The sequence below is a fragment of the Sphingomonas sp. ID1715 genome, from assembly GCF_013044515.1.
Classification (GTDB): domain Bacteria; phylum Pseudomonadota; class Alphaproteobacteria; order Sphingomonadales; family Sphingomonadaceae; genus Sphingomonas_B.
Genome location: NZ_JABEPR010000001.1, coordinates 980,584 through 1,005,498, shown reverse-complemented (window position 1 = coordinate 1,005,498; position 24,915 = coordinate 980,584). Strand labels below are relative to the sequence as shown.

Sequence of the window (24,915 nt, the reverse complement as noted above, 5' to 3'; positions counted from 1 at the left end):
TCGTCGCGCTGCATGGCAGTTTCGTCCCGCGGCCATGGTCGGGCAGCGGCGATCCCCTCAGCCTGATCCGCTGGGCGACTCGAGTGGGGCAATTCGGTTTTGGCGACGGTGTTGATGGCTGACCGAATGTCGTTGCTTGCATCACCGCGTACGTCGCCCGTGCCGATCACGGCCGCGCCGCACGACGCCGGGCTGGGTCGCGGCGCCGGCTGGCGCGAAGCGATCCTGCTGACGATCGCGCTCTGGACCTTCGTCGCGATCATCTATCTGCCGATCCTGCTCGACCGGCATCCGGGCGAGCGCTGGATTAGCGTCGCGCTCGATGAAGTGACTCTGCTGCTGTCGATGGCGCTCGCCATGCCGCTGTTCGCCCTGTTCCGGGTGACCGAGGAGTGGGAGGTGCCGCGGCGCATCCTCGCGCTCGGCGGTGCGGTGCTGGCGGCCGCCATGGTGCAGGTCTGTTTCGACCTGCTTTACACCGGTCTGATCGCCAATCGCGTCGACACGGCATGGGAAAACCTGCCGACCGACCTCAGCCGCGCCTATCGCGCCACTTTCAATTATGTCTGCGTGTTCGGCGTCAACGTGGCGCTGTTTCACCTCGTCAACTCGCGCCGGCACGAGCTTTCTCAGGCGAAGGAGCTGGCGCAGGCACTGTCGGCCGCGCAGCATGCCCAGCTCGCGGCTTTGCGCTACCAGCTCAACCCGCACTTCCTGTTCAACACCTTGAACGCGATCTCGGCGATGATCGTGACCCGGCGGAATGACGAAGCCGAGCTGATGACGGACAAATTGTCGAGCTTCCTGCGCGCCTCGCTCGCGTCCGACCCGACCGAGCTGGTGCCGCTCGATCAGGAACTGACGCTGATCGAGGATTATCTCGAGATCGAGTCGATTCGCTTCGGGGAGCGGCTGCACGTCGAGATCGATTGCGCGAGCGATGCGTGCAGCGTGCCGGTGCCCAGCTTCCTGCTCCAGCCGCTGGTCGAGAATGCCATCAAATATGGCGTCGCTCCGTCGCGCGACCCGGTGGTGATCCGCGTCACCGGGCGCCGCGAAGGCGAAGATCTGGTCGTGACCGTAGAGGATGACGGACGTGGGGCGGCAAATGCGGTGCCTGCGGGAGGGACGGGCGTAGGCCTGCAGAATGTCCGCCGCCGGCTGTCGGCGCTTTACGGAGAGCTTGCCTCCGTGGCCGCCGGACCGCGAGATCCGGGCTATGCCTCGGTGATCCGCATGCCGGTCGACCCGCCCCAGACGCGCTGAGGCCCTTGAGCGATCGCCCCGCCTGTCCGATAAGAGCCGGAAAAGCCTCGGGGGATTGCCAAGATGCGCGTGTTGCTGGTCGATGATGAAGCGCTGGCGCTCGACCGCTTGCGCACACTATTCGCCGATATCGAAGACGTCGAAGTCGCGGGGCAGGCAACCGACGGCGACATGGCGCTGGAGCAGATCGAGGCGCTCGCCCCCGATCTCGTGATTCTCGACATCCAGATGCCGGGCCGCAACGGCCTGCGGACCGCCGCCGCGCTGGAGCCGGAGAAGCGACCGGAAATCATCTTCGTCACCGCCCACGAACACTATGCGCCCGACGCATTCGAGGTGGACGCCGCCGATTATCTGCTGAAGCCGGTCCGCTTCGACCGGCTGCGCCAGGCGGTCAATCGCGCCCGCCGCCGCCGCGAATTGCGCGAACAGGCTGAGCAGAGCGGCAAGCTGCTGGAGGAAGTGGAGGCGCTGCGCTCAAAGACCGGATCGAGCCGCAGCGACGATGCCGGCTTCTGGGTGCCGGAGCGACACGGCCATCGCTGGGTCCCCATCGAATCGATCGGCTGGATCGAGGCCGCGCGCGACTATGTCCTGCTGCATACCGAGACGCGCAGCCACATGCTGCGCGCGACGATGGCGGCGCTGGAAGAGAAATTGGACGGGACGGGGCTGATGCGGGTGCATCGCTCGGCCTTTGTGCGGCCGGAGAAAGTGGCGGAAGTCCGCCGCGCCAATCGGAGCCTCACTCTGGTGCTCGACGACGGCGCGCATGTGCAGGTGGGGCCCAGCTATATCGATGCACTGACCGACAAGCTGGGCCTCCCGTAACCGCGCACTTAGGCGAGGCCGGCGAACGAGGTCGTGGCGGCAACGAACATCGTGCCGACGAACATCGCCGCGAGCCAGGTCGCGGTGCTGCGCAGAGCTTCTGCAGTCATGAGCCTTTCCTTTCATCGATTCGCGATCCCCATGACCGCGATGGTGGCTCTCTAGCTACGCAGTAGAAAAAGGCGCTGTGCCGTCGACCACAGGCGGAGCCGCGTCGATCAACTTGCGCACCCATCGACGAACCGGCCGTGGCGGACGACGGAGGGTGGCGGCGGTCGGCGGGCGAGTTGATTCCCTGCCGCTCGCTGGATATTTCGGCCGCACACTTCGGGTAACGACAAAGGTACAGAGTGGAAGAGATTTTATCGCTGGCGCTCGCATTGCTGCTCGCCGGCCTGGGAGTCGTCGGGGCGCTGGTCTTTCATCAGACCGTTTGGAAGCCGCGCCGGCGCCGCCAGTTGGAGCGCGAACATTTCCGCAGCAAAATGCGCTGAGCGCGCATCGCCAAGGGAGTGGTGGACAGGGCTGGATTCGAACCAGCGTACGGGAAACCCGGGCAGATTTACAGTCTGCTGCCTTTAACCACTCGGCCACCTGTCCACAGGGTCCGGCAGGGCCGGTCGTGAGCGGAGGCGACGCCATGACGAACGCGGCGCGGCCTGTCAACGCCTTCACTTTGCTGTAGAGCGCGCGGCCATGAAGAAGCGTTCCCGTCCTTCCGCCTCCACCTCCGGCCGTCCACGCTTCTGGGGGCGCCACGCCGTTGCCGCCGCGCTCGCCAATCCTGCGCGGCGTTCTGTCCGGCTGTGGGCGACGCGCGATGCGGCCGCCCGCATGGAGCTGCCGAAGGAACTGACCGTCACTTTTGCCGATGTGGCGGACCTGGGCCGGCTCGTGCCAGCAGACGCCCCGCACCAGGGGCTGGTGCTGGAAGTCGAGCCGCTGGAGGACGTGTATCTGGACGAACTGCTGGCCGGGGAGGACAACCGCCCCTTGCTGGTGCTCGATCAGGTGACCGATCCGCACAATGTCGGTGCGATCCTGCGCTCGGCGGCAGCCTTCGACGCGGCCGGGATCATTACCCAGGATCGTCACAGCCCGCCGGAATCCGGAGCGCTGGCGCGGGCGGCGTCCGGCGCGCTCGAGCTGGTGCCCTGGGCGCGGGTCGTGAACCTCGCGCGTGCCCTCGACGAGATCGGCGAGGCAGGGTTCTGGCGCATCGGGCTGGCCGGAGAGGCGGAGCGGCACCTCGCCGATACGCTCGGCAGCGCCAAGGTCGCGCTGGTGCTGGGGGCCGAAGGCGAGGGGATGCGTCAGAATACGGCGGCGCATTGCGACGAACTGGCGCGACTTCCGATCAGCGACCGGGTAGAAAGCCTGAACGTGTCGAACGCCGCGGCCATCGCACTCTATGCGGCGGCCACACGCGGCTGAAGGGGGGTGACATGGGGGTCTATGTTCGTATCGCGGCGGCGCTGGCCTTGCCGCTGCTGCTCGCCGGCTGCCTGCTGACGCCGGGCAAGTTCACGTCGCGGCTGGTGGTGAATGCCGATCGCAGCTTTACCTATTCCTATGTCGGCGAAGTGCATGCGCTCGACCCCGAGCAGATGAAGTCGGGCAAAACGGAGGCGGAGCCCGGCGAGAAGCAGAAGGCCGAGGTGAAGAACCGCGCCATCGCCGACGCGCTGTCCAAGGAGGCGGGCTATCGTTCCGTCCGCTATCTGGGCAACGGCACCTTCGCGATCGACTATCAGGTGTCGGGCACCCTGACCCACAATTTCATCTATCCGTTCAATCTGGACGGGCAGGCGATCGTTCCGTTCGTGGCCGTCGAACTGCGCGCGAACGGAACCGTGCGCGTCAAGGCGCCGGGCTTCGCCAATGAAAGTAAGGACGAGCTGGGGCCGATGAGCGGTACCGCCGACTCGAGCGACAAGCTCGACGGCATTTTCGTGCTGGACACCGATGCGGAGCTGGTCAGCACGAACAATGAGGAGGGCGCGACAGCCGCGGGCGGGCGCAAGACGCTGAGCTGGAAGGTGAGCCCGCTCACCCGCGACGCCCCGACCGCGGTGCTGCGGCTTAAATAGAGCGCCGGGGTCGAGCGAAGAGGGCCTTAATCCTCAGGCGCGATCGTGACCCGCATGCCGTCCAGATCCTGGGTGAACGGGATCTGACACGACAGGCGCGAGCTCTCATTGCGGTGATCGCTCGACTCGAGCAGGTCGTTTTCGTCCTCACTCATCGGCGGCAGGCGGTCAGCCCAGTCGCCATCGATATGGACGTGGCAGGTCGCGCAGCTGCAGCAGCCGCCGCACAGCGCCAGCAGCTCGTCGAAGCCATTGTCGCGGATCACTTCCATGACAGACAGGCCTACATCGCCATCGACCGCCCGCTCCTGTCCGTCCCGCGTCACCACCACCAGCTTCGGCATTGTGTTCCCCTTACGTTCAGCCTAGCAAGGCTTCACAGCCGCCATGTCGCGGCGGGGCGCGAGGGTCAAGCATAGGGCTGTCGGCGGAGCAGTTGAAGGAGTCGCTCGATGCGCTGGCGGCGCGCGAGCCGGTCTTTGCCGAGGCGCTGGCCCGTGCCGGCTATCCTGAGCCGCGCCTTCGCGAACCGGGATACGAGACGCTGCTGCGCACCATCGTCGGCCAGCAGGTGAGCGTCGCCGCCGCGGCGTCGATGTGGAATAAGCTGGCGGCTCTGCTGGAGGACCCAAGCGATCCGCAGCGCCTGTTGGCGGCATCTGACGAGGAGCTGCGCTCGGCCGGCCTGTCGCGCCAGAAGAGCGGCTATGCGCGCAGCCTCGCGCAACTGGTCGTCAGCGGCGAACTGGATCTGAGCCATTTGCCCGAGGACGACGAAGAGGCGATCGCCGCCTTGACCAGGATCAAGGGGATTGGCCGCTGGTCGGCGGAAATCTACCTGCTATTTGCCGAGGGGCGGCCCGACATCTGGCCAGCGGGCGACCTGGCGGTGATGCGCGAAGTGGGCGTGCTGCTCGGCTTGCCGGAGCGACCGGACGAAAAGCGGACCCGCGAGCTGGCAGAGGCCTGGCGCCCGCACCGTGGCGCGGCAGCGATCTTCGCGTGGCACCATTACAAGATGGTCGCGATCTAACCTGTGTCAGACGATACGAGTCGCTTTGCTGACAAAAGGGGTATATAGATTAGCCATTGGCGCAAATCTGCTTTGAAGCGCGCGTCATGAGAGTCTTGGCACGCTCCCGCTTCTGACGGGAGGCTGATATGCCTGACCAGGATCGCAAGAATATCTATCAACTGGGGGCGTTCAGCGCCGACGACATGCTGGTCGAGATCACCGACCTCCGCGCGCGGATCATCACGGCATGGCGGGAACGCGCGGTGATGCTGACTCGCGAGGAGCAGCACCGGCTGCTCGACGAGATCAAGGAAACCTGCCGCCTGTTGGGCGATCTGGCGCACTGATCGTTTCCGAAGCTTGAGGCTCGCCGCCAAGGCCGTAAAGCAGCGGCCATGACGCATTCTCCTCTTCAGGTGCCGCTGATCGAGCGGGCCAAGCTGTTCGGCAATCCCACTCGTGCGCAGGGGCGCATCAGCCCGGACGGCCGCTGGCTGTCCTGGCTGGCGCCGCGCGATGGCGTGATGAACCTGTGGCTCGCGCCCGCAGGCGATCCGGCGGACGCGCGGCCGATGACCGCCGAGACGGCGCGGCCGATCGGGCAGTATCTCTGGGCACCGGACAGCCGCTCTCTCCTCTATGTGCAGGACAAGGGCGGCGACGAGAATTTCCTGCTCTACCGGGTGGACATCGAGAGCGGCGCGGAGACGTGCCTAACGCCGTTCGAGAATACGCGCGTGCTGATCGTCGGCACGTCGGTGACGCAGCGCGGGCGTATCCTGGTCGGCCTTAATAATCGCGACCCGCAATGGCACGATGTCCACACGCTGGACCTGGCGACAGGCGAGCTCACCGAGCTCATGCGCGGCGACGGCTTTGCCGGCTTCCTGGCCGACGACGCACTCACACTTAGGGTCGCGGTCCGGCCGAACGCGGAAGGTGGCATGGACTTTCATCGTATCGAGGCGGGCGCCGTGGCCGACGCGCCGTTCGCCGCAACCACGCTCGAAGACGCGCTGACGACCCAGCCGGTTGGCTTCACCACCAATGGCAGGACGCTCTACTGGCTGGACAGCCGCGGCCGCAACACGGCGGCGCTGATCGCCGAGACGGACGGGCAGCGGCGCGTGATCGCCGAGGATGCGCGCGCCGATATCGGCGACACGCTGACGCACCCGCTGACCGGCGAGGTCGAGGCCTATTCGGTCGACTATCTCACCAAGGAATGGATCGGCCTGGACTTGCCGATCGGCGCGACGCTCAAGCGGCTGCGGGAACTGCTCGAAGGCGATATCGAGATCACATCGCGCACCGACGATGATCGGCGCTGGACGGTGGCGGTCGATCCGGTGACGGGCCCTCCGGCCGTCTATCTCTACGACCGCCAGGCCGACCGGCTGGACCTGTTCTATGTGTCCCGGCCGGAACTGGAGCATGCGCCGCTGGTGCCGATGCACGCGCTGGAACTGCGCGCCCGCGACGGGTTGACGCTCACTGCCTATCTGTCGCTGCCTCATGGCTCGGCGACCGCGCGGGAGGCGGTGCCGGACCAGCCTTTGCCGATGGTGCTGCTGGTTCATGGCGGTCCTTGGGCGCGCGACCATCACGGCTATAATCCCTATCACCAGTGGCTGGCGAACCGCGGCTATGCGGTGCTGTCGGTCAATTTCCGCGGCTCGACCGGCTTCGGGAAAGGCTTCATCTCTGCCGGCGACCTAGAATGGGGCGCCAGGATGCACGACGATTTGGTCGACGCGGTCGAGTGGGCCGTTGCCGGGGGAATCGCCGACCGCGAGCGGATCGCCATTATGGGCGGCTCCTATGGCGGCTATGCGACTTTGGTCGGCCTGACCTTCACGCCCGAATTGTTCGCCTGCGGGGTCGACATCGTCGGTCCCTCCAACCTCGAGACCCTGCTGCAGACGATCCCGCCTTATTGGAAACCGGTCGTGCAGCAATTTCACCGCCGCATGGGCAATCCGGAGACGCCAGAGGGCCTGCAACTGCTGAAAGACCGCTCGCCGCTGCACAAGGCCGATCGGATCGTGCGGCCCTTGTTGATCGGCCAGGGCGCCAACGATCCGCGCGTCAAGCAAGCGGAATCGGATCAGATCGCGTCCGCAATGAAGGCCGGGAACATTCCGCTCACTTACGTGCTTTTCCCGGATGAGGGGCATGGTGTTGCGCGGCCGGAAAACAACATCGCGTTCAACGCGATCACCGAGGAGTTCCTAAGCGCCAATCTCGGCGGCCGGTGCGAGCCGGCGGGGGAGACGTTGGCAGCTTCGACGGCGCAATTCCTGGCGCGGGCTTAACCCTGAATCGAGTGGTAAGGATGACGCCGCCCGGCTAAGGGGCGGCGCGCAGAAAAGGTGATGCGATGAAGATTACGATGATCGGGTCGGGTTATGTCGGCCTCGTATCCGGCGCCTGCCTGTCCGATTTCGGCCATGACGTGGTCTGCGTCGACAAGGATGCGGGCAAGATCAAGGCACTGGAGGCCGGACGCATGCCGATCTTCGAGCCGGGCCTGGACCAGCTCGTCGCTTCGAACGTCAAGGCGGGTCGCCTCTCCTTCACCACGGACCTGAAGGCGGGCATTGCCGGCGCGGATGCGGTGTTCATCGCGGTGGGCACGCCCTCGCGTCGCGGGGATGGCCATGCCGATTTGTCCTATGTCTTCGCCGCCGCCAAGGAGATCGCCCAAGCCGCGGACAAGCCCTGTGTCGTCGTCACCAAGTCGACCGTGCCGGTCGGCACTGGCGACAAGGTCGAGGCGATCCTGAAGGAGACGCGGCCGAACTTCCAATGGGCGGTCGTCTCCAACCCCGAGTTCCTCCGCGAAGGTGCCGCGATCGGGGACTTCAAGCGCCCCGACCGGATCGTGGTCGGCACCGAAGACGATCATGCGCAGGAAGTGATGCGGGAGGTCTATCGACCGCTTTATCTGAACGCGGCGCCCATTCTGTTCACCGGCCGTCGCACCGCCGAGCTGATCAAATATGCGGCGAACGCCTTCCTCGCGACCAAGATCAGCTTCATCAACGAGCTGGCGGACCTGGCCGAACAGGTCGGAGCCGACGTGAAGGACGTCTCGCGCGGCATCGGCCTCGACAATCGCATCGGCTCAAAATTCCTGCACGCCGGGCCCGGCTATGGCGGATCGTGCTTCCCCAAGGACACGCTCGCGCTGCTGAAGACGGCGGAGGATTATGGCGTGCCGCTGCGCATCGTGCATTCGACCGTCGAGGCCAACGACCTGCGCAAGACGGCGATGGGGCATAAGGTGGTCGAGGCGCTTGGTGGATCGGCCAAGGGCAAAAGGGTCGGCCTGCTCGGCCTGACCTTCAAGCCCAATACGGACGACATGCGCGATGCGCCGTCGCTGGAGATTGTCCGCGTACTTCGCGAGGCGGGCGCCGAGATCGCTGCCTATGACCCCGAAGGGGTCGAGCAGGCGCGGGCGATGCTGGGCGAGCTCGATTACAAGGCGAACGCGCATGAGGTCGCCAAGGACGCCGACGTGCTGGTGCTGGTCACCGAATGGGACGCGTTCCGGGCGCTCGATCTCAAGCGCCTGGCCGGAGCGATGCGCTCGCCCGTGCTGGTCGACCTGCGCAACGTCTACAATCCGGCGGAGGCCGAGAAGGCGGGCATGACCTATTTCGGCATTGGCCGCGGCGTCGCCGGCGCCGAAGCGCCGCTGGAACAGAAGGTCGCTTGATTTCCCGTCACCAAGACCCGTTCGTCCCGAGTAGAGATCGAGGAGCGCCGGAGGCGCGTCGCGAGAGCTCGTATCGAGGGATCCCTCGATACGCCGTCTCGGCAAGCTCGACGGCTACTCGGGACGAACGGCTGGTGTAAGTTTCCGGACATCGCATGAGCGTCAGCCGCAACGCGACTTATAACCTGATCGGGGCGGTGCTCCCGATCCTGCTCGCGCTCGTCACCGTCCCCATCTACCTGAAGCTGGTCGGCACCGATCGCTACGGCGTGCTGGCGATCGCCTGGCTGCTGCTCGGCTATTTCGGCCTGTTCGACCTGGGACTCGGCCGCGCCACCACTTACAGCATCGCGGCGCTCAAGGACGCGCCGGCGCAGGACCGCGCGGACGTATTCTGGACCGCGATCCTGACCAATGTGATCATGGGCGCGGTGGGTGCGCTGGTGCTGTGGGCCGCGGCGGCCTTCTTCTTCGATCAGATCTTCAAGGTCGATCCGCGGCTCCGGCCCGAGATCTCCGCCGCGGTGCCGTTCCTCGCGCTGGCCGTGCCGATCGCCACGACGACCGGCGTGCTCACCGGTGCGCTGCAGGCCCGCGACCGGTTCGTCGAGACGAACATGATCTCGGTGCTGTCGACCAGCCTGTTCCAGCTGTTTCCGCTGTTCGTGGCCTGGGCGTTCGGCCCCAACCTCAGCCTGTTGCTGCTGGCGTCCGTCGCGGCGCGCGGGGTCGCCATCGTGGTGCTGTGGTGGCATTGCCACCTCCACATCACGCGCGGGCAGCAGAGGCGGTTCGACCGGTCGCAGATCAAGGATTTGCTCGGCTATGGCGGCTGGGTGACGATCACCGGGCTGTTCGGCCCGATCCTCGTCATTCTCGACCGCTTCGCCATCGGCGCGGTGCTCGGCGCCAAGGCGGTGACGATCTATACCGTGCCGTTCCAGCTCGCCCAGAGGATCACCATCTTCCCGCAAGCCTTGGTCGGGGCGGTGTTCCCCCGCATGCCGACCGCATCGGCGGAGGAGCAGGCGTCGCTCAACGACAAGTCGCTGCGCGTGCTGCTCGCCGGCATCAGCCTGCCGATCCTCGGCATGATCTACCTGCTCCACCCCTTTCTCGACCTTTGGGTCGGCAAGGCGATCGGCGGGCCGGCCGCCGATGTCGGCGTGCTGATCGTCTTCGGTTATTGGGCGAACGCCTTTGCGGTCGTGCCCTATAGCTGGCTGCAGGGCGCCGGCCGGCCGGACCTGGTGACGAAGTGCCTGTTGGCGCAGATCCCGCCCTATCTGGCGCTGCTCTATGTCGGCATGAAATGGTATGGACTGATCGGCTGCGCGGCGGTGTTCGCCTTTCGCTGCTCGGTCGATTTCCTGCTGCTCTGGTGGGCGGCCAGGCGGAAACTTGCGCCAGCCGACCTGATCGGCCTGGTCGCCGTACCGTTGCTCGCCGGTGCGATCGCCTCGGCGACGCTCGACTATCGCGATTGGCGCTGGTGGGCGAGCGGGGTCGTTCTCGGGTTGGTCACCGCACTGCTCTGCTGGCGCATCGCGCCGCCCGAACTGATCGACCGCGGCCGCGCCCTCCTGCGCCGCTTCGCGCGCTAGCGGCCGAAGCGAACCCAGTATCACCTCAGCCGTTCTGCACCCGCTCCGGACTCGCCGCTGCGAAGGGCTCCAGTTCCTGCAGCGCCGCATCGACGCGCACGAGCGTCGGGAATGGCGTCAGATCGAGGTTCAAGCGGCGGGCGTTGAACATTTGCGGGACGAGGCAGATGTCGGCGAGATCGGGCGTGTCGCCGCCGAGGTAGCGGCCGCTGCCCTCGGCCATTTTCTCTAGCCCGACGAACCCTTCCCGGACCCAGTGACGATACCAATCGTCGCGCGCCCGCTCGGGCGCGCCGAGTTCGGACTTCAGATATTTGAGCACGCGGAGATTGTTCAACGGGTGGATGTCGCAGGCGACGGCCAGTGCCTGCGCGAGCGTCTTTGAACGGCGCGCCGGGTCCTTGGAGACAAATGGCGGCTCGGGGAACGTCGCGTCGAGATAGTCGAGAATGGCGAGCGACTGGGTGAGCATATGCCCGTCAATCTCCAGCGTCGGCACGAAGCCCTGCGGGTTGCGCGCCAGATTGTCGGGCTCGCGCTGCTTCCCCTCGAGCAACGCCAGGTCGACGCGCTCGTAGGCGACGCCCTTCAGGTTGAGGCCGATCCGCACGCGATAGCTGGCCGAGGAGCGGAAATAGTCGAACAGGCGGATGGTCATCTCTCTCTCCTCCGTTCGTGTCGAGCGCAGTCGAGACACGGGCTTCTCGACTTCGCTCGAAGCGAACGGTTTATGGTTTGCGCAACACTCTTCCGGCAATGGCATCCAGCTTCGCCACCAGCGCCGGGTCCCGCCGCTCGGGCGCCGTTACGATCGCATGATCCAGGCAGGTGTCGATCGGGCTCGGGTCCCGCGTCGCAGGCAGGAGTTGCGCGAGCTCGACAATGGTGCGCCGCGCCTTGCCGGCATTGTCGTGCATGACGCGCAGCACTTCGCTTACCTCGACATGCGCTTCGCCTTCGCGCCAGCAATCATAGTCGGTGACCATGCCGATCAGCGCGTAGGGCAGCTCCGCCTCGCGCGCGAGCTTGGCTTCCGGCATCGCCGTCATGCCGATGATATCGGCACCCCAGGCGCGGTACATGTGGCTTTCGGCGCGGCTGCTGAACTGCGGCCCTTCGATCGCGATATAGGTGCCGCCCTCGCTCACTTCGGCACCGGCGCGCGTGGCAGCCGCGGCGGCAAGGCTCGACAGGCGCGGGCAGACCGGGTCGGCCAGTGAGACGTGCGCGACCAGCCCGGCGCCGAAGAAGCTGCCGGCGCGGTGACGCGTATGGTCGATGAACTGGTCGGCCACGACGAACCTGCCCGGCGCCAGCTCCTCCCGCAGCGATCCGACGGCGGAGAGGGCGAGCAGGTCGGTGCAGCCGATCCGCTTCAGTGCGTCGATGTTGGCACGATAGTTGAGGTCGGTGGGCGAGATTGGGTGGCCGCGGCCATGACGGGGCAGAAAGGCGAAGCGCTTGCCCGCGATGCTGCCGGTCAGGATCTGGTCGGATGGCGCCCCCCAGGGGGTGTCGATGCCGCGCCATTCGGCGTCTTCGAGATCGTCGATCGCGTAAAGTCCGGACCCGCCGAGCACGCCGATCATCCACTCAGCCATCGATCAACTCCGGTTTGGGCTGAGCCTGTCGAAGCCCTCTCTTCCTCATGGCTTCGTGTACAGAAAGGGAGGCCTTCGACAAGCTCAGGCCAAACCGATTTAATGTGGCAGCCCCGCGATATAATCCCGCACCAGCGCGACGCCTTCCTTGTGCACCAGCGACCGGCCGAGTTCCGGCATGGCGACGCCGGGCTCCGTGCTGTTCATCCGATAGAGCAGGATCGATTTGTCCGGCTCGCCCGGCGCGATCGCCACCTCCAGCCCGCCGCTGCCCCGACCGGCGGCGACCGGCGTCTTGCCGATGCCGCGCGCGACCGGGTCCGCTTCCTCCCAGGTCAGGTAAAGGCCGCTATTGTTCGCGATGCCGGTGCGCGAATGGCAATGGCCGCAATTGATGTCGAGATAGGCGCGGGCGCGCTCGGCGACCGGCGCCTTGGCGTCGTCCCAGCGTGGCAGCACGTAGCCGACGGCCGCGCGGTCGAGCAGGCCGGCCTGTACCAGCCCCTTGAGCTGCGCCGCGCCCAAGTTGCGCGCCTTCGGTCCGATCGGCTGGATCGTGCCGGAGGACTGGTGGCATTCCTTGCACTGGTTCTGGTTCGGCACGGCATAGCTGATCGTCTGGCCGTGCGCCGTCACCTCAAGCCTCTTCCCGCCGCGCTTCAGCACGGCATCCCCTTCCTCCCAGACATAGGGGAGAGCCACCCAGCCGCCCGCCCGGCGCAGCAGCACGCGGGTTTCGAGCTTCTGGCCCGGATAGCCGAAGGTCTTGATCAGCGCGGAGCCAATCGGCAGCTCGATCAGCCCGTCGCCTTGGTGCCGCGCCTTTTGTCCCGCGGGCACATAGATGAAGCGCTGCTTGTCGGCGTAATCGGAGAAGAGCGGCGTCGCGAGCGTGTAGGGTGTGACGCGGGCATTTGGCTGGTCGCCGAGGAAGAAGCGGAACTCCGACAGTTTCTGCGGCAGCGTGTCGCCGGTGATCAGCGCATCATCGACGCCCGGCCGCGCGGCGCTGGTCAGCAGCCCCAGCGCGGCCACGGCGAGCGCCCATCTCACTTGATCGCCGCCTCCATGGAGGCTGGCAGCACGACCGCCTTGGGTTCGACCGATGCCTGCACGCCATCGAATTTGGCCAGCGACGGCTTGGCCTGCTCGACCGGAGTGGACGGCGAGGGGAGGCCCAAGGTGAGCGTCGGCACATTCTTTTCCGCGACCAGCACGCCTTCGCCGGTGCCGTCCCACATGACCGGCGGCAAGGCGCCACCCAGCGCACCGGCCAGCTCCGCACCGCCGGGGAAGGCGGGCGCGAACCCGGCCCGGCCATGCTGGTTGTCGCGCACCACCACCTGCCGGATCAGCGGATTATAGGTCTTGTCCTCGAACGGCCGGCGATAGCCGATCAGCATCACGTTCGAGCTCGCATTGTTGGCCAGCGTGTTGCGAAAGACGTGCACGTCGCGATTGGCCATCACCATCACGCCGGTGCCCATCGGCACGGACGCGACGATATTGCCCTTGGGCGCGAAGTTCGGCGTGTCATTGTCGGTCACCTGATTGGCGAAGACGCGGATCGAGTGGCCGCCCATCTGCGGCAGGTTTGGCAGGTCGAAGACGAGGATCCCGCCGGTATTGTGCCGCGCGACATTGTCGTGGACGTCCGCATTGTAGCTGTTTTCGATCTCGATCCCGGCGACGTTCCGTTCCGCGATCGAGTTGCGCACGACGATGTTCTTGGACTGACCGACATAGATGCCGGCGTCGGATGCGCCGCGCACCAGCACCTTGTCGATCAGCACGTCCGTCGAGCTGACCGGATAGACGCCATAGGCGCCGTTGGTCTCCTTCGGTCCTCCGGTCCATTCGACGCGGATATCGTGATAGACGATGCGGTCGGCGCCCTTCGACTTGATGCCGTCGCCCTTGCTGTCCTCCACGGAGAAGTCGCGGAGCACGACGTCGTCGGACGTGACCAGCAGGCCCTCGCCGGCGCCCTTCTGCCCCTTGAAGCTCAGCACCGTGGCGTCGCGGCCGGCGCCGTGCACCGTTACCTTATCGACATCGAGGGAAAGGCCGTCGCTCAGCTCGAACCGGCCGGCGCCGAGCTGGATCGTGTCGCCCGGCGCTGCTTCGATCAGCGCGGTCTGGAGCCGTTCCTGGACATCGGCGCCCGGCGCGACGGTGACGGTCTTGGCGGCGAGCGGCGCCGCCGTGGCGAGAAGGGCGAGGAGGAGCGCTTTCATGTGTGTAAGCTACCGCAACGGCGGCTCTTGACAACTACCCCTCTCCCGTTCGTTTCGAGCGCAGTCGAGAAACGTATCTCGACTTCGCTCGATACGAACGGAGAAGAGATGCGCTGGACGATTCTGCTGTTGACGGCGGCAGCTTTCCCCGCCCAAGCCGCCCAGCCGGTGACGGGAACCTGGCTCACCGACACTAAGGACGGGTTGATCGAGATCGGCCAATGTGGCTCTCGGCTGTGCGGCCGGCTGGCCAAGACGCTGGTGCCGGTGAAAGGTCCCGGGACCGACATCAACAACCCGGACGCGCGGTTGCGCAGCCGCCCGATCGTGGGGCTGCCGATCCTGACCGGCTTCGTCGACGATGGCGCGCTGTGGCGTGGCACCGCCTATGATCCGAAGAACGGCAAGAGCTATCGGAGCACGCTCCAGCGTACCGGCCCCAACACGCTGAAGCTGACCGGTTGCGTCGCGATCTTCTGCCGCTCGGTTACCTGGACGCGGGCGAAGTAGCGCGGCTGCGCGCCACGCCATAGGTCAGATAGATCAGCAGCCCGATCCCGTTCCACACGAAGAAGCTGATCTGCGTGACCGACTGCAGGCTGGTGAACAGGTAAAGGCAGCCGAGGATGGCGGCCGGCGCGACCAGCCAGGCGAGCGGTGTTGTGAAGCCGCGGCGGATATCCGGCGCCCGCTTGCGCATCACCAGCACGCAGACCGCGACGGCGATGAACGCGCAGAGCGTCCCCGCATTCGCGAGCGACGCGATCAGGTCGAGCGGCGTCACGGCGGCGATGAAGGCGACGAAGATTGCGGTCACGGCCGTGATCGTCGCCGGCGTGCCGCGCTTCGACACTCGGGCGAGGCCGGTCGGCAGGAAGCCGTCGCGGGCCATAACCATGAAGATGCGGGTCTGGCCATAGAGGAAGGCGAGCAGCACGGTCGGCAACGCAATGGCCGCGGCGGCAGCGACGATCGTCGCGACGCCGGGGCTGCCGATCTCCCGCAAGATCAGCGCCAGCGGCTCGGGGCTCTTGGCGAACTGGGTATAGCCGATCGCGCCGACGGCCGCCGCGGCGACGATCATGTAGATGATCGTGCAAGCGACCATCGACCCGACGATGCCGATGGCGAGGTCCCGGTCCGGGTTCTTCGCCTCTTCGGCAGCGGTCGAGATCGCGTCGAAACCATAGAAGGCGAAGAAGATGATGGCCGCGGCCCCCATCATGCCGAACTTGACCCCGCCCTCGCCCGGCACGCTGCCATAGCCATTGGGCGCGAACGGTTCGAGGTTGGCCGGGTCGAAATGGGGCAGGGCGACGCCGACGAAGAGGGCGAGCGTCACGATCTTGAGCACCACCAGCGCGGTGTTGATGTTCGCACTTTCCTTGGTGCCGAGCATCAGCAGGCCTGCGACCACCGCGATGATGAAGATGGCCGGCAGGTTGGTGCCGGCCTGGGTGAAATGGAGCGTGCCGTCGAACAGGCTTCCGGCGACCGCCGGCCCATGGGTCAGCACCTCCGGCAGCACGATACCGAGCCCCTTGAGGAAGCCGACGGCATAGCCGGACCAGCCGACCGCCACCGTGGCCACCACCAGCGAATATTCGAGGATCAGGCTCCACCCGACCACCCAGGCAAAGACTTCGCCCAACACCGAATAGCTATAGGTATAGGCGCTCCCCGACGCGGGGATCATCGTGGCCATTTCGGCATAGCAGAGCGCCGCGCAGGCGCAGATCGCGCCGGCGACTACAAAGCTCAACAGCACGGCCGGCCCGGCCCGGTCGGCGCCGACGCCGATCAGGGTCAGGATGCCGGTGCCGACGATCGCCCCGACGCCGAGCGCGACGAGGTGCGGCCAGGACAGGGTGCGGGCAAGGCGGTGCTCGTGCGGCTGGTCCTCTGCCGCGGTGATCGCCTTGCGGCGGAGTAATTTGTTCACTGCACACACCCCTTCGTCATTCCCGCGCAAGCGGGAACCCAGCCTTCTTATCGAAACGCAGCAAAGAAGGAAGAAGCTGGGTCCCCGCTTTCGCGGGGATGACGATCATTGGTATTCCGGATCGGCCAGCAGCTCGCCGAGGTCGGGAAAGTCCGCCGACACGCGATCCGGATAGCTGGCTTCGCGCTTCTCGAGGAAGGAGGTGACCCCCTCCTTTGCGTCGCCGCTCTGGCCGCGCGACCAGATGGCGCGGCTGTCAAGGCGATGGGCGATCATCGGATGCTCGGCACCCATCATCCGCCACATCATCTGGCGAGTGAGCGCGATCGAGACCGGCGCGCTCTGGGCGGTCAGTTCCCAGGCAAGCCTGCGGGCCGCGTCGAGCAGCTGATCGGGTGCGTGGATCGAGCGCACCAGGGCGCCCTTCAGCGCTTCCTCCGCGCCGAACACCCGGCCGGAATAGCACCAGTCGAGGGCCTGGCCTATGCCGACCAGGCGCGGCAGGAACCAGCTCGACGCCGCTTCGGGCACGATACCGCGCCGGGCGAACACGAAACCGAACTTCGCCCCGTCGCTGGCCAGCCGGAAGTCCATCGGCAGCGTCATCGTCACGCCGATGCCGACGGCCGGCCCGTTGATCGCGCCGATCACCGGCTTCCGGCAGTTGAAGATCCGCAAGGTCAGGCGTCCGCCGCCATCACGAACGCCGGGGTGCGAATAATCGACGCTGCCGTCCTCGCGGATCGGCGAGCCCTGCTCCAGCTGGTCGGGGCGCTTGGCATAGTCGAAGGTCTCGCCGCCTCCGCCCAGATCGGCCCCGGCGCAATAGGCCCGGCCCGCCCCGGTCATGATAACGGCGCGCACCGAATCATCGGCATCGGCTTCGTCGAAGGCGGCGATCAGCTCCCGCATCATCGTCGGAGTAAAGGCATTCAGCCGGTCCGGGCGATTGAGGGTGATCGTCATGATGCCGTCATCCACGGTGGCTTCGATGGTTTCTTGTGCGGTCATCCGTGCCTCCTTGGCGCCAGATTAAGGGCGGGGTGAAGCGGCTGAAACGAATTCTTTCTGGTTCTCTACCGTTGCAGTTGAGAAGCTCACCGGCAGGAGGACCAAGGGGATGAAGAGGACTCTGTTGCTCGGCGCGGCCATGTTGGGCTGCACGCCTGCCATTGCACAGGAGACGCCTGCGCGCGACTTCGAGGTGTTCAAGGACGGCGACCTCGTCGTCACCGCCCGGCGGCGCGAGGAAAGCGTGCAGAACGTGCCGATCGCCGTCGCGGCCTTCACCGGCGACAGCCTGGCGGCGACCGGCTCCAGCAATGTCGGGCGGCTGACGCAGCTGCAGCCCTCGCTGCAATTCTATTCGACCAACCCGCGCAACTCCGCCGCCAACATCCGCGGCCTGGGCGCGCCGTTCGGCCTGACCAACGACGGCATCGAACAGGGCGTCGGCATCTATGTCGACCAGGTCTATAATAGCCGCATCGCCGCCGCGACCTTCGACTTCGTCGATGTCGAGCGGGTCGAGGTGCTGCGCGGGCCGCAAGGCACGCTCTACGGCAAGAACACGACCGCGGGCGCGATCAACATCACTACGCGCGCGCCAAGCTTCTCGCCCGAGGGACGGGTCGAGATCAGCTTCGGCAATCTCGAATATCTCCAGGCCAAGGGGTCCGTGTCCGGGCCGCTGATCGACGACAGGCTCGCGATCCGGCTGGCCGCGGGGGCGACGCAGCGGCGCGGCACGATCTTCAATGTGAAGTCCGACCGCTGGGTCAACGAGCAGGACAATCTGGGCCTGCGCGGCAGTCTGTTGTGGAAAGCGACGGATGCTCTCAGCCTCACCGTGACGGGCGACTATAACCGTCAGAACCCGGAATGCTGCGCGCAAATCTATGTGCGCGTCGGTCGGACGCAGCGCCCGCTCAACCGTCAATATGACGCGCTGGCCGCGGCATTCGGCTACGCGCCGCCCAGCCGCAATGCGTTCGATCGCCTGGCGGACCTGGACTCGCCGCTGGACGCTTTCCAGGAAATCGGGGGCGTCTCGCTGCGGGCCGAATGGGACGTTGGCCCCGGCACGCTGACCTCGGTCTCGGCGTGGCGCTTCTGGAACTGGGGGCCGTCCAACGACCGCGACTTCACGGGCCTGCCGATCACGCCGGTGTCCGCCAACCCGTCGAAGCAGGATCAATATTCGCAGGAGTTCCGCTATTCGGTCGACGGGGAGCGGTTCGACTATACGCTCGGTGTCTTCGCCTATCACCAGAAGCAGCACACTACCGGTGCGCAGCAGCAGGGCTCTGCCGCGAGCCGCTGGACGCTCAACCCCGGCAATGTGCCGGTGGGTTCGGCGGGCTGCGCCACCCCCACGGCCAACGCCTGCAACCCGGCGGTGCTGAACGGCCTGCGCTCGGAAAACGACATTCTGCTCAAGACGACCAGCCTCGCCGCTTTCGGCCAGCTGGCCTGGCACGTCACCGACCGGCTGACGCTACAGCCGGGCCTGCGCGTGAATTATGACAAGAAATCAGGCAGCTATGTCGCGACCGTGTTCAACGGCGCGGGCGTGCCGATCGTCTGCAACCCGGTCCCGGCCAGCAGCGTGGTGCGCGACCAATGCGCGACGCTTGCCCCGCAAAGCTATGCGCCCCGGTTCAGCGACTGGAACGTGTCGGGCGACTTCACCATCTCGTACAAGCTGGCCGAAGACGTGCTCGCCTACGGCACCTATGCGAAAAGCTATAAGTCCGGTGGCATCAACCTTGCCGGCCTGCCGCTCGATGCGAACAACCTGCCGGTGCTCAGCGTCACCACGGTCAAGCCCGAGGATGTCGACCATTTCGAGCTGGGTTTGAAGACACAGTTCTTCGACCGGCGCATGACCTTCAACCTTGCCGGCTTCTGGACGGAGATCAAAAACTATCAGGCGCTGGTCAACAGCGGCGCGATCAGCACCGTGCGCGGCTATCTCGCCAATGCCCAGAAGGTGCGGGTGCGCGGGATCGAGGCGGACCTCGCCTACCGCCCCGACGATCGCCTCAGCCTCTATGCAAACGGTGCCTTTACCGATCACAAATATGTGAAGTTCACCGGCGCGCCATGCCCGCCCGAACTGTCGGGCGGAGGGACCGTTGCCGCCGGCCAGACGCCGAGCGCTCCCGGCACGCCCGGCGGCCTCAGCCCGGCCAGCTGCGACATTTCGGGCCAGTGGCTGCCCGGCATCTCCAAATGGTCCTTCTCCTACGGCGCGGAGTATAATGTGCCGACGCGCGTGCTCGGCCGCGAAGGCGAGGTCTATTTCGGCGTGGACGGCAGCTACCGCTCGAAATTCTCGTCCAACCCCTCGCGTTCGATCTATATGGACGTGAACGGCTATGGGCTCGCCAATCTGCGGCTCGGCTTCCGTACCGATGAGGGCCTGAACGTGTTCGGCTGGGTGCGGAACGCCACCAACACCCGCTATTACGAGTTGCTGGCGATCACCCCCGGCAGCACCGGCCTGATCGCCGGCCAGCCGGGCGATCCGCGCACCTATGGCGTGACGGCAAGCACGCGGTTTTAACTTAACGCTCGTCCCGAGCCGAGCCCCTCGACTGCGCTCGGGACGAGCGGGTTACTTCTTGCCCAGCACCTCGAGGGCGGCGGTGACCATGGCTTCGGTGCCGGTGGCGATCACCGCCTCCGCGTCCGGCGCCCAGAAGCCGCTGTGCAGCGACGGGAGCTTGGCGGGGTCGCCGCCGACGGCGTCCCACTTCTCCCTGGGCACGCCGCCGACCCAGAAGAGCGTCGACTGGATCGTCTTGGGATCGGCCTCGCGATATTCGGGAAAGTCTTCGCTGACCATTACCGGCTTGGTCTGCTCGACGCGCTCGGCACCAAACCTTGCCTTCCAGGCACCGGCGAGGCGGTTGGTCAGCTGCTCGTCGTTGAAGGTGGCGATGCCGGGCGTGCCGAAGGGCGAGACCACGGGCATCAGCTCGTCCGGCAGGCCGGCCGCGATCGCCTCGCCACGCGCGATGCGGCGGATGCCGTCGAGCAGGTGCTGGCGAGTCTCCTTCGAATAGCTGCGCACCGTCAGCTGCAGCTTCACTTCGGACGGAATGATGTTGTGTTTGGTGCCGCCATGGATCGAGCCGACGGTGACGACCACTGCGTCCTGGGGGTCGATCTCGCGCGCGGCGAGCGTCTGCAGCGAAGTGACGATGCGCGCGGCGAGCACGATAGGGTCCTTCGTCGTCGCCGGTGCGGCACCGTGGCCGCCGACGCCTTTGACCAGAATGTCGACCGAATCGACCGAAGCCATTGCATAGCCTGGCGTGAAGCCGACTGTGCCGGCCGGCAGCGAGGCGGAATCGTGGAAGCCGATCACGAATTGCGGCTTCGGGAAGCGGGTGAACAGACCGTCCTTCAGCATGGCGGAGGCGCCGCCATTCACTTCCTCGGCGGGCTGGCCGATCATCACCAGCGTGCCCGACCAGCTTCCCTTGAGCGCCGCCATGCGCCGCGCGGTGCCGATCCAGGCGGACATGTGGGTGTCGTGGCCGCAGGCGTGCATCACCGGCGTCGGCTGGCCGTCCATGCCGGTCGCCTTGACCTTGCTGGCAAAGGCAAGGCCGGTCTGCTCGGCCACCGGGAGCGCGTCCATGTCGGCGCGCAGCATGACGACTGGCCCCGGACCGTTCTTCAGCACCGCGACGACACCGGTGCCGCCCACGCCGGTGGTGACCTCATAACCGGCTTTCTTCGCTTCGGCCGCGAGGATGGCGGCGGAGCGCTTCTCCTGCCCCGACAGCTCGGGATTGGCATGCAGGTCACGATAGATGGTCATCAGCGACGGCAGGTCCTTGGCCACGTCGGCGCGGACATCGGCCTGGGCAAAGGCGGGAGCGGCGAAGAGCAGGGGAAGCAGGGTCAGGGCGCGCAAGTTTGTCTCCAGGTGGCAGGAACGGGTCAGGATCGCGCCGGGCCCGCGGGCACCAGTTCGATCACGTCGATCAGGCTTTCATAATGCGGATAGGGAAGGATCAGGCGCCAGCGCCCGCCGGGGAGCGCCTCGACCGCGCCGACCATATCGCGTTCGCGGTCCCGCCCGTAATCGAGCGCGCGCTTCTCGTCGCCCAGCATCAGCGTGCCGAGAAAGACGGTGCGTTGCGCGTCACCGAAGATCACCCCCACGGGGCGCTGCGAGCCGGTGAGCTTGCTGAAACTGGCGACGCCGGCTTCCTCGTCGATCCGGCACATGAAGGGCGGGTAGGCGACATAGGGCACGCCGCCGCTGCCCTTCACGCCCAGCTTGATCACGCGGCAGCGATAGTCGCCGGCCGCGGGTTTCGCGGACCGGCCGGCGTCCGGGTCCAGCAGCACACCTTCGCGCGCGATCTCGGCGCCGTGCCCGGCCGCACGGGCTTGGCTCAGTCCCGCGACGAAGGCGGTCCGCCATTCCCGCAAGCGCGCACGATCCGCGGGCGTCGCCACCCGCCGCCAGTCGGGCGCCGCCGGCGCCGCGGTCTCCACAGCGGCGGCGCGCGCGCAACCGCCCAGCAGCGCGCAGGCGGCGATCAGCACAGCCTTGTTCATGCGACCTCTCTTTTGCCCCCACTCTAGTGCGGCGCAAAGAGAGTGCCAGCCCTTTGCGTCAGGCAGCGGTCCAGCCGCCGTCGACGGAAAGGTTGGCGCCGGTGATCTGGGCGGCTTCGTCGCGGCACAGGAACACGGCAAGCGCGGCGACCTGATCGGGCTGCACGAACTGCTTGGTCGGCTGGGCGGCGAGCAGCACATCGTTGATCACCTGATCGCGGGTCAACCCGCGCGTGCGCATCGTGTCGGGGATCTGGTTTTCGACCAAGGGCGTCCAGACATAGCCGGGGCTGATGCAGTTCGCAGTGATGCCGGTACGCGCGGTTTCGAGCGCGACCGCCTTGGTGAGGCCGACCACGCCGTGCTTTGCGGCCACATAGGCGGACTTGTTCGGGCTCGCGACCAATGAGTGCGCCGAGGCGGTGGTGATGATGCGTCCCCAGCCCTTCGCCTTCATCAGCGGCACGGCGGCGCGCATCAGGTGGAAGGTCGAGTTCAGGTTGATCGCGATGATCGCGTCCCACTTCTCGATCGGAAACTCGTCGACGGGGGCGACATGCTGGATGCCGGCATTGCTGATGACGATATCGGGGCCGCCGAGCTCGTCGGCGCAGCGCTTGACCATCGCCGCGATCGCGTCGGGTTTCGACATGTCCGCGTCCGAATAAAGCGCGCCTGCGCCACTCACGGAGGCCAGATTCTTGCGCTCCGCCTCGATCGCCTCCGCATCGCCGAAGCCGTTGATCATCACCGCCGCGCCTTCGGCCGCCAGCGCCTTGGCATAGGCGAGGCCGATGCCGGAGGTGGAGCCCGTGACGAGCGCGGTCTTGCCTTTCAGAAACATGGACACTCCTATTTGCGGGTGAGGTCGAAAGCCGCCGTCTTGCCGTCGACGATGTTGCGGGCGAGCAATTCCGCCTTGTCGATCGTCTCCATGACCGCCGCGCCGCCCGCTGCCCAGTGTTCGCACATCGATCGGGTGGAAAATTCAAAGTCGCGCGAACCGCTTTCCCAATCATTGGCGCGGTAGATCAGCTGGACGACGTTGACCGGCAGTTCCTCCGCTTCGCCGCGCAGAAAGGCGACGTCGGGATCGTCGCGCAGTTCCTCGGGCAGCTTCTTCAACAGCCGGGCGACCGCGCGCCGCGCCTTGCGGAGCCGCAGCAGCTGATCGCTGACCCGGCGGGTGCGACTGGAGTAGCGGATTTCCTTTTCGCGGGCGAACACGTCCATGATCGTCCGCGGGATCGCGCCGGCGGCGGGGAACAGATCGACCTGGAACACCAGCATCGGCTTGTCCTGGGTGGCGAGCACGTCGGCGAGCGGCGTATTCGAGACGATGCCGCCGTCCCACCAGAGCTTGCCGTCGATCTCGACCGGAGGCAGGCCCGGCGGCAACGCGCCGGATGCCATCACATGGCGGGCATCGATCCGCTCCGTTCGGCTGTCGAAATAGCGCAGGTTGCCGGTTTCGATATCGACGGCCCCGACCGAGAAGTGGAGAGGGCCGTCGTTCAGCAAATCCCAGTCGACGAGCCGGTCGAGCGTCTCCTTGAGCTGGCGATTGTCATAGAAGCTCAGGGCATCCAGCGTGCCCGGCGGAGCGAACACCGGCGGAACCGTGCGCGGACCGAAAAAGCCGGGCACGCCGGCCGTAGCCACGAACCCGGCCGACCATTCATGGACCCATTCACGCCACAGGTCGCCGCCGGGAATGGGCAGGCTCGGCAGCCAGCTGGAGACAAGCTCCCAGAACTCCCGCAGCCGCGCGACGCGCAGCTCGGGCGGGTTGCCGGCGATCAGCGCGGCATTGATCGCGCCGATCGAAACGCCCGCGACGCGGTCGATGGCAATGCCCTGCGTGTCGAGTGCTTCGTACACGCCCGCCTGATAGGAGCCGAGCGCACCGCCGCCCTGCAGCACCAGAGCGACGCATTGCGGCAGCGGCATCGCCGCCTTGCGCCGTCTGGGGATTCCGCTGTCCGCCTCTGCCATGCCGATGTCCTGCCAGCATTCGTTCCGCTCTTGCAACTGGATCATATAGCCGAGCATTGTTGCGCTCGGATCACAGGAGCCCCACGCCATGCGCCTCGACGACTATCGCACCAGCAGCAATGTCGAGGAGGGACGCGGCGGCGGTGGCTTTGGCGGCTTCGGCGGCGGTGGCGGGCTCGGCCTGCTGCTGAGCCTGGTCGGGTCGCGCTTCGGTATCGGCGGCATTGCGGTGGTGTTGATCGGTGCCTGGCTGCTCGGCATGTTCGGCGGCGGCGGTCAGCGCGCCGTCTCGCCGGCGCAGCAGGATCCGAAGACGGCCGCCCAGGTCTGTTCGGGCAGCCCGGAACGGCGCTTTTCCTGCCAGGTGTTGGCCTCGACTGAAGACACTTGGGGGCGGCTCTTTCAGCAGTCGGGTGCGCGCTACACGCCGACGACGCTGCACTTCTACTCGCAGAGCGGCCAGTCGGGCTGCGGCGCCGCGCAATCGGCGATGGGCCCCTTCTACTGCCCGAACGACCAACGCGTGTATCTCGACACCGATTTCTACCGGGAGCTGGCGCAGCGGTTCGGCGCGGCGGGCGATTTCGCCCAGGCCTATGTGATCGCGCACGAAGTCGGCCACCATGTCCAGGAGCTGCAGGGCACGCTGCAAAAGTCGCACGACTTCCAGGCGCGGGCGAGCGAGGCGCAGGGCAATGCGATGCAGGTCCGCGTCGAGCTGCAGGCGGATTGCTATGCCGGTGTCTGGGCAGCGCAGAATCGCGACCGGCTGGAGCAGGGCGACGTCGAGGAAGGCATGCGCGCCGCCCATCAGATCGGTGACGACGTGCTCCAGCAGGCGGGCCAGGGCCGCGTGGTGCCAGAAAGCTTCACCCATGGCAGCGCCGAACAGCGCATGACCTGGCTGCGCCGGGGTCTGCAGACCGGCGACCCCGCCCAGTGCGACACCTTCAGCGGCGCAATCTGAGCAGACCCACAAAAGAAAGCGGGCCCGGAGACTGCTCTCCGGGCCCGCTCTTCATTCAAG

Annotated in this window: 24 protein-coding genes and 1 tRNA gene; 13 read left to right on the top strand and 12 right to left on the bottom strand. The window is 66.5% G+C overall.

What is annotated here, in order from left to right; translation table 11 throughout:
• The first annotated feature begins 126 nt into the window (after nucleotides 1–126).
• The 3 genes from HJG53_RS04815 to HJG53_RS04805 all read left to right on the top strand — a co-directional run bounded on the left by HJG53_RS04815 (nucleotide 127) and on the right by HJG53_RS04805 (nucleotide 2,591).
• Complete coding sequence (locus tag HJG53_RS04815; RefSeq protein WP_171128024.1) at nucleotides 127–1,266, top strand: sensor histidine kinase; 1,140 nt, start codon at nucleotides 127–129, stop codon at nucleotides 1,264–1,266.
• A 63-nt stretch (nucleotides 1,267–1,329) separates the two neighbouring features.
• Complete coding sequence (locus HJG53_RS04810; RefSeq protein ID WP_171128022.1) at nucleotides 1,330–2,097, top strand: LytTR family DNA-binding domain-containing protein; 768 nt, start codon at nucleotides 1,330–1,332, stop codon at nucleotides 2,095–2,097.
• Nucleotides 2,098–2,447: 350 nt separating this feature from the next.
• Entirely contained in the window at nucleotides 2,448–2,591 is a 144-nt protein-coding gene (locus tag HJG53_RS04805) for a hypothetical protein (protein WP_171128020.1), read from the top strand.
• 19 nt (nucleotides 2,592–2,610) lie between these two features.
• Here the strand turns inward: HJG53_RS04805 and HJG53_RS04800 are convergent.
• Nucleotides 2,611–2,697 (bottom strand) — tRNA-Tyr (locus HJG53_RS04800).
• A gap of 96 nt (nucleotides 2,698–2,793) precedes the next feature.
• Between HJG53_RS04800 and rlmB the strand changes: the two genes are divergently transcribed.
• Both rlmB and HJG53_RS04790 read left to right on the top strand, forming a co-directional pair.
• Nucleotides 2,794–3,531 carry a 23S rRNA (guanosine(2251)-2'-O)-methyltransferase RlmB gene (rlmB, locus tag HJG53_RS04795; protein WP_171128019.1) on the top strand — a complete coding sequence of 246 codons (738 nt, stop codon included), beginning with the start codon at nucleotides 2,794–2,796 and terminating at the stop codon, nucleotides 3,529–3,531.
• 11 nt (nucleotides 3,532–3,542) lie between these two features.
• Entirely contained in the window at nucleotides 3,543–4,187 is a 645-nt protein-coding gene (locus HJG53_RS04790; RefSeq protein WP_171128017.1) for a hypothetical protein, read from the top strand.
• A gap of 26 nt (nucleotides 4,188–4,213) precedes the next feature.
• Here HJG53_RS04790 and HJG53_RS04785 read toward each other — a convergent pair whose 3' ends face one another.
• The gene (locus HJG53_RS04785) at nucleotides 4,214–4,531 is read right to left on the bottom strand and encodes a 2Fe-2S iron-sulfur cluster-binding protein (protein ID WP_171128015.1); all 318 of its coding nucleotides are present in this window, start codon (nucleotides 4,529–4,531) and stop codon (nucleotides 4,214–4,216) included.
• Nucleotides 4,532–4,602: 71 nt separating this feature from the next.
• On the opposite strand from HJG53_RS04785, the gene HJG53_RS04780 reads away from it, so the two are divergent.
• The 5 genes from HJG53_RS04780 to HJG53_RS04760 all read left to right on the top strand — a co-directional run bounded on the left by HJG53_RS04780 (nucleotide 4,603) and on the right by HJG53_RS04760 (nucleotide 10,530).
• Complete coding sequence (locus HJG53_RS04780; RefSeq protein ID WP_171128200.1) at nucleotides 4,603–5,220, top strand: DNA-3-methyladenine glycosylase 2 family protein; 618 nt, start codon at nucleotides 4,603–4,605, stop codon at nucleotides 5,218–5,220.
• Nucleotides 5,221–5,348: 128 nt separating this feature from the next.
• Nucleotides 5,349–5,549, top strand: a complete 201-nt coding sequence (locus HJG53_RS04775) for a hypothetical protein (RefSeq protein ID WP_171128013.1) — start codon at nucleotides 5,349–5,351, stop codon at nucleotides 5,547–5,549.
• Nucleotides 5,550–5,597: 48 nt separating this feature from the next.
• Nucleotides 5,598–7,517 carry a S9 family peptidase gene (locus HJG53_RS04770; protein ID WP_171128011.1) on the top strand — a complete coding sequence of 640 codons (1,920 nt, stop codon included), beginning with the start codon at nucleotides 5,598–5,600 and terminating at the stop codon, nucleotides 7,515–7,517.
• Between the two features lie 65 nt (nucleotides 7,518–7,582).
• Nucleotides 7,583–8,926 (top strand): UDP-glucose/GDP-mannose dehydrogenase family protein, encoded by a 1,344-nt coding sequence (locus tag HJG53_RS04765; protein ID WP_171128009.1) that lies wholly within the window; start codon nucleotides 7,583–7,585, stop codon nucleotides 8,924–8,926.
• A 155-nt stretch (nucleotides 8,927–9,081) separates the two neighbouring features.
• Complete coding sequence (locus HJG53_RS04760) at nucleotides 9,082–10,530, top strand: flippase (RefSeq protein WP_171128007.1); 1,449 nt, start codon at nucleotides 9,082–9,084, stop codon at nucleotides 10,528–10,530.
• A 25-nt stretch (nucleotides 10,531–10,555) separates the two neighbouring features.
• On the opposite strand, the gene maiA is transcribed toward HJG53_RS04760, so the two are convergent.
• The 4 genes from maiA to HJG53_RS04740 form a co-directional block, all read right to left on the bottom strand.
• Nucleotides 10,556–11,188: a maleylacetoacetate isomerase gene (gene maiA / locus HJG53_RS04755; RefSeq protein WP_171128005.1), complete on the bottom strand. Its 633-nt coding sequence runs from the start codon at nucleotides 11,186–11,188 to the stop codon at nucleotides 10,556–10,558.
• Nucleotides 11,189–11,258: 70 nt separating this feature from the next.
• The gene (locus HJG53_RS04750) at nucleotides 11,259–12,131 is read right to left on the bottom strand and encodes an S-methyl-5'-thioadenosine phosphorylase (RefSeq protein WP_171128004.1); all 873 of its coding nucleotides are present in this window, start codon (nucleotides 12,129–12,131) and stop codon (nucleotides 11,259–11,261) included.
• A gap of 99 nt (nucleotides 12,132–12,230) precedes the next feature.
• Nucleotides 12,231–13,184: an SO2930 family diheme c-type cytochrome gene (locus HJG53_RS04745; protein ID WP_171128002.1), complete on the bottom strand. Its 954-nt coding sequence runs from the start codon at nucleotides 13,182–13,184 to the stop codon at nucleotides 12,231–12,233.
• On the bottom strand, nucleotides 13,181–14,368 hold the full coding sequence (locus HJG53_RS04740) for a parallel beta-helix domain-containing protein (protein WP_171128000.1): 1,188 nt from the start codon (nucleotides 14,366–14,368) through the stop codon (nucleotides 13,181–13,183). The genes HJG53_RS04745 and HJG53_RS04740 overlap by 4 nt, the downstream gene beginning before the upstream one ends.
• Before the next feature lie 108 nt (nucleotides 14,369–14,476).
• Here HJG53_RS04740 and HJG53_RS04735 point away from each other — a divergent pair, with 108 nt between their 5' ends.
• A complete protein-coding gene (locus tag HJG53_RS04735) occupies nucleotides 14,477–14,878 on the top strand; it encodes a DUF2147 domain-containing protein (RefSeq protein ID WP_171127998.1) in 402 nt (133 codons plus the stop codon).
• On the opposite strand, the gene HJG53_RS04730 is transcribed toward HJG53_RS04735, so the two are convergent.
• Both HJG53_RS04730 and HJG53_RS04725 read right to left on the bottom strand, forming a co-directional pair.
• Nucleotides 14,856–16,310 carry an amino acid permease gene (locus HJG53_RS04730; RefSeq protein WP_171127996.1) on the bottom strand — a complete coding sequence of 485 codons (1,455 nt, stop codon included), beginning with the start codon at nucleotides 16,308–16,310 and terminating at the stop codon, nucleotides 14,856–14,858. The two genes, HJG53_RS04735 and HJG53_RS04730, sit on opposite strands and share 23 nt — an antisense overlap.
• Before the next feature lie 105 nt (nucleotides 16,311–16,415).
• On the bottom strand, nucleotides 16,416–17,321 hold the full coding sequence (locus HJG53_RS04725; RefSeq protein ID WP_171127994.1) for a crotonase/enoyl-CoA hydratase family protein: 906 nt from the start codon (nucleotides 17,319–17,321) through the stop codon (nucleotides 16,416–16,418).
• 109 nt (nucleotides 17,322–17,430) lie between these two features.
• On the opposite strand from HJG53_RS04725, the gene HJG53_RS04720 reads away from it, so the two are divergent.
• Nucleotides 17,431–19,878, top strand: a complete 2,448-nt coding sequence (locus HJG53_RS04720; RefSeq protein ID WP_171127993.1) for a TonB-dependent receptor — start codon at nucleotides 17,431–17,433, stop codon at nucleotides 19,876–19,878.
• Nucleotides 19,879–19,929: 51 nt separating this feature from the next.
• Here HJG53_RS04720 and HJG53_RS04715 read toward each other — a convergent pair whose 3' ends face one another.
• From HJG53_RS04715 to HJG53_RS04700, 4 genes are read right to left on the bottom strand one after another with little or no spacing between them, the layout of a single operon-like run.
• Nucleotides 19,930–21,240 (bottom strand): amidohydrolase, encoded by a 1,311-nt coding sequence (locus HJG53_RS04715; RefSeq protein ID WP_171127992.1) that lies wholly within the window; start codon nucleotides 21,238–21,240, stop codon nucleotides 19,930–19,932.
• A 26-nt stretch (nucleotides 21,241–21,266) separates the two neighbouring features.
• On the bottom strand, nucleotides 21,267–21,893 hold the full coding sequence (locus tag HJG53_RS04710; protein WP_171127991.1) for a DUF4893 domain-containing protein: 627 nt from the start codon (nucleotides 21,891–21,893) through the stop codon (nucleotides 21,267–21,269).
• 58 nt (nucleotides 21,894–21,951) lie between these two features.
• The gene (locus tag HJG53_RS04705; RefSeq protein WP_171127989.1) at nucleotides 21,952–22,737 is read right to left on the bottom strand and encodes a 3-hydroxybutyrate dehydrogenase; all 786 of its coding nucleotides are present in this window, start codon (nucleotides 22,735–22,737) and stop codon (nucleotides 21,952–21,954) included.
• Nucleotides 22,738–22,745: 8 nt separating this feature from the next.
• Nucleotides 22,746–23,888 carry a patatin-like phospholipase family protein gene (locus HJG53_RS04700; RefSeq protein WP_171128198.1) on the bottom strand — a complete coding sequence of 381 codons (1,143 nt, stop codon included), beginning with the start codon at nucleotides 23,886–23,888 and terminating at the stop codon, nucleotides 22,746–22,748.
• Between the two features lie 88 nt (nucleotides 23,889–23,976).
• On the opposite strand from HJG53_RS04700, the gene HJG53_RS04695 reads away from it, so the two are divergent.
• Nucleotides 23,977–24,855, top strand: a complete 879-nt coding sequence (locus HJG53_RS04695) for a neutral zinc metallopeptidase (RefSeq protein ID WP_171127987.1) — start codon at nucleotides 23,977–23,979, stop codon at nucleotides 24,853–24,855.
• Nucleotides 24,856–24,915 lie beyond the last annotated feature (60 nt).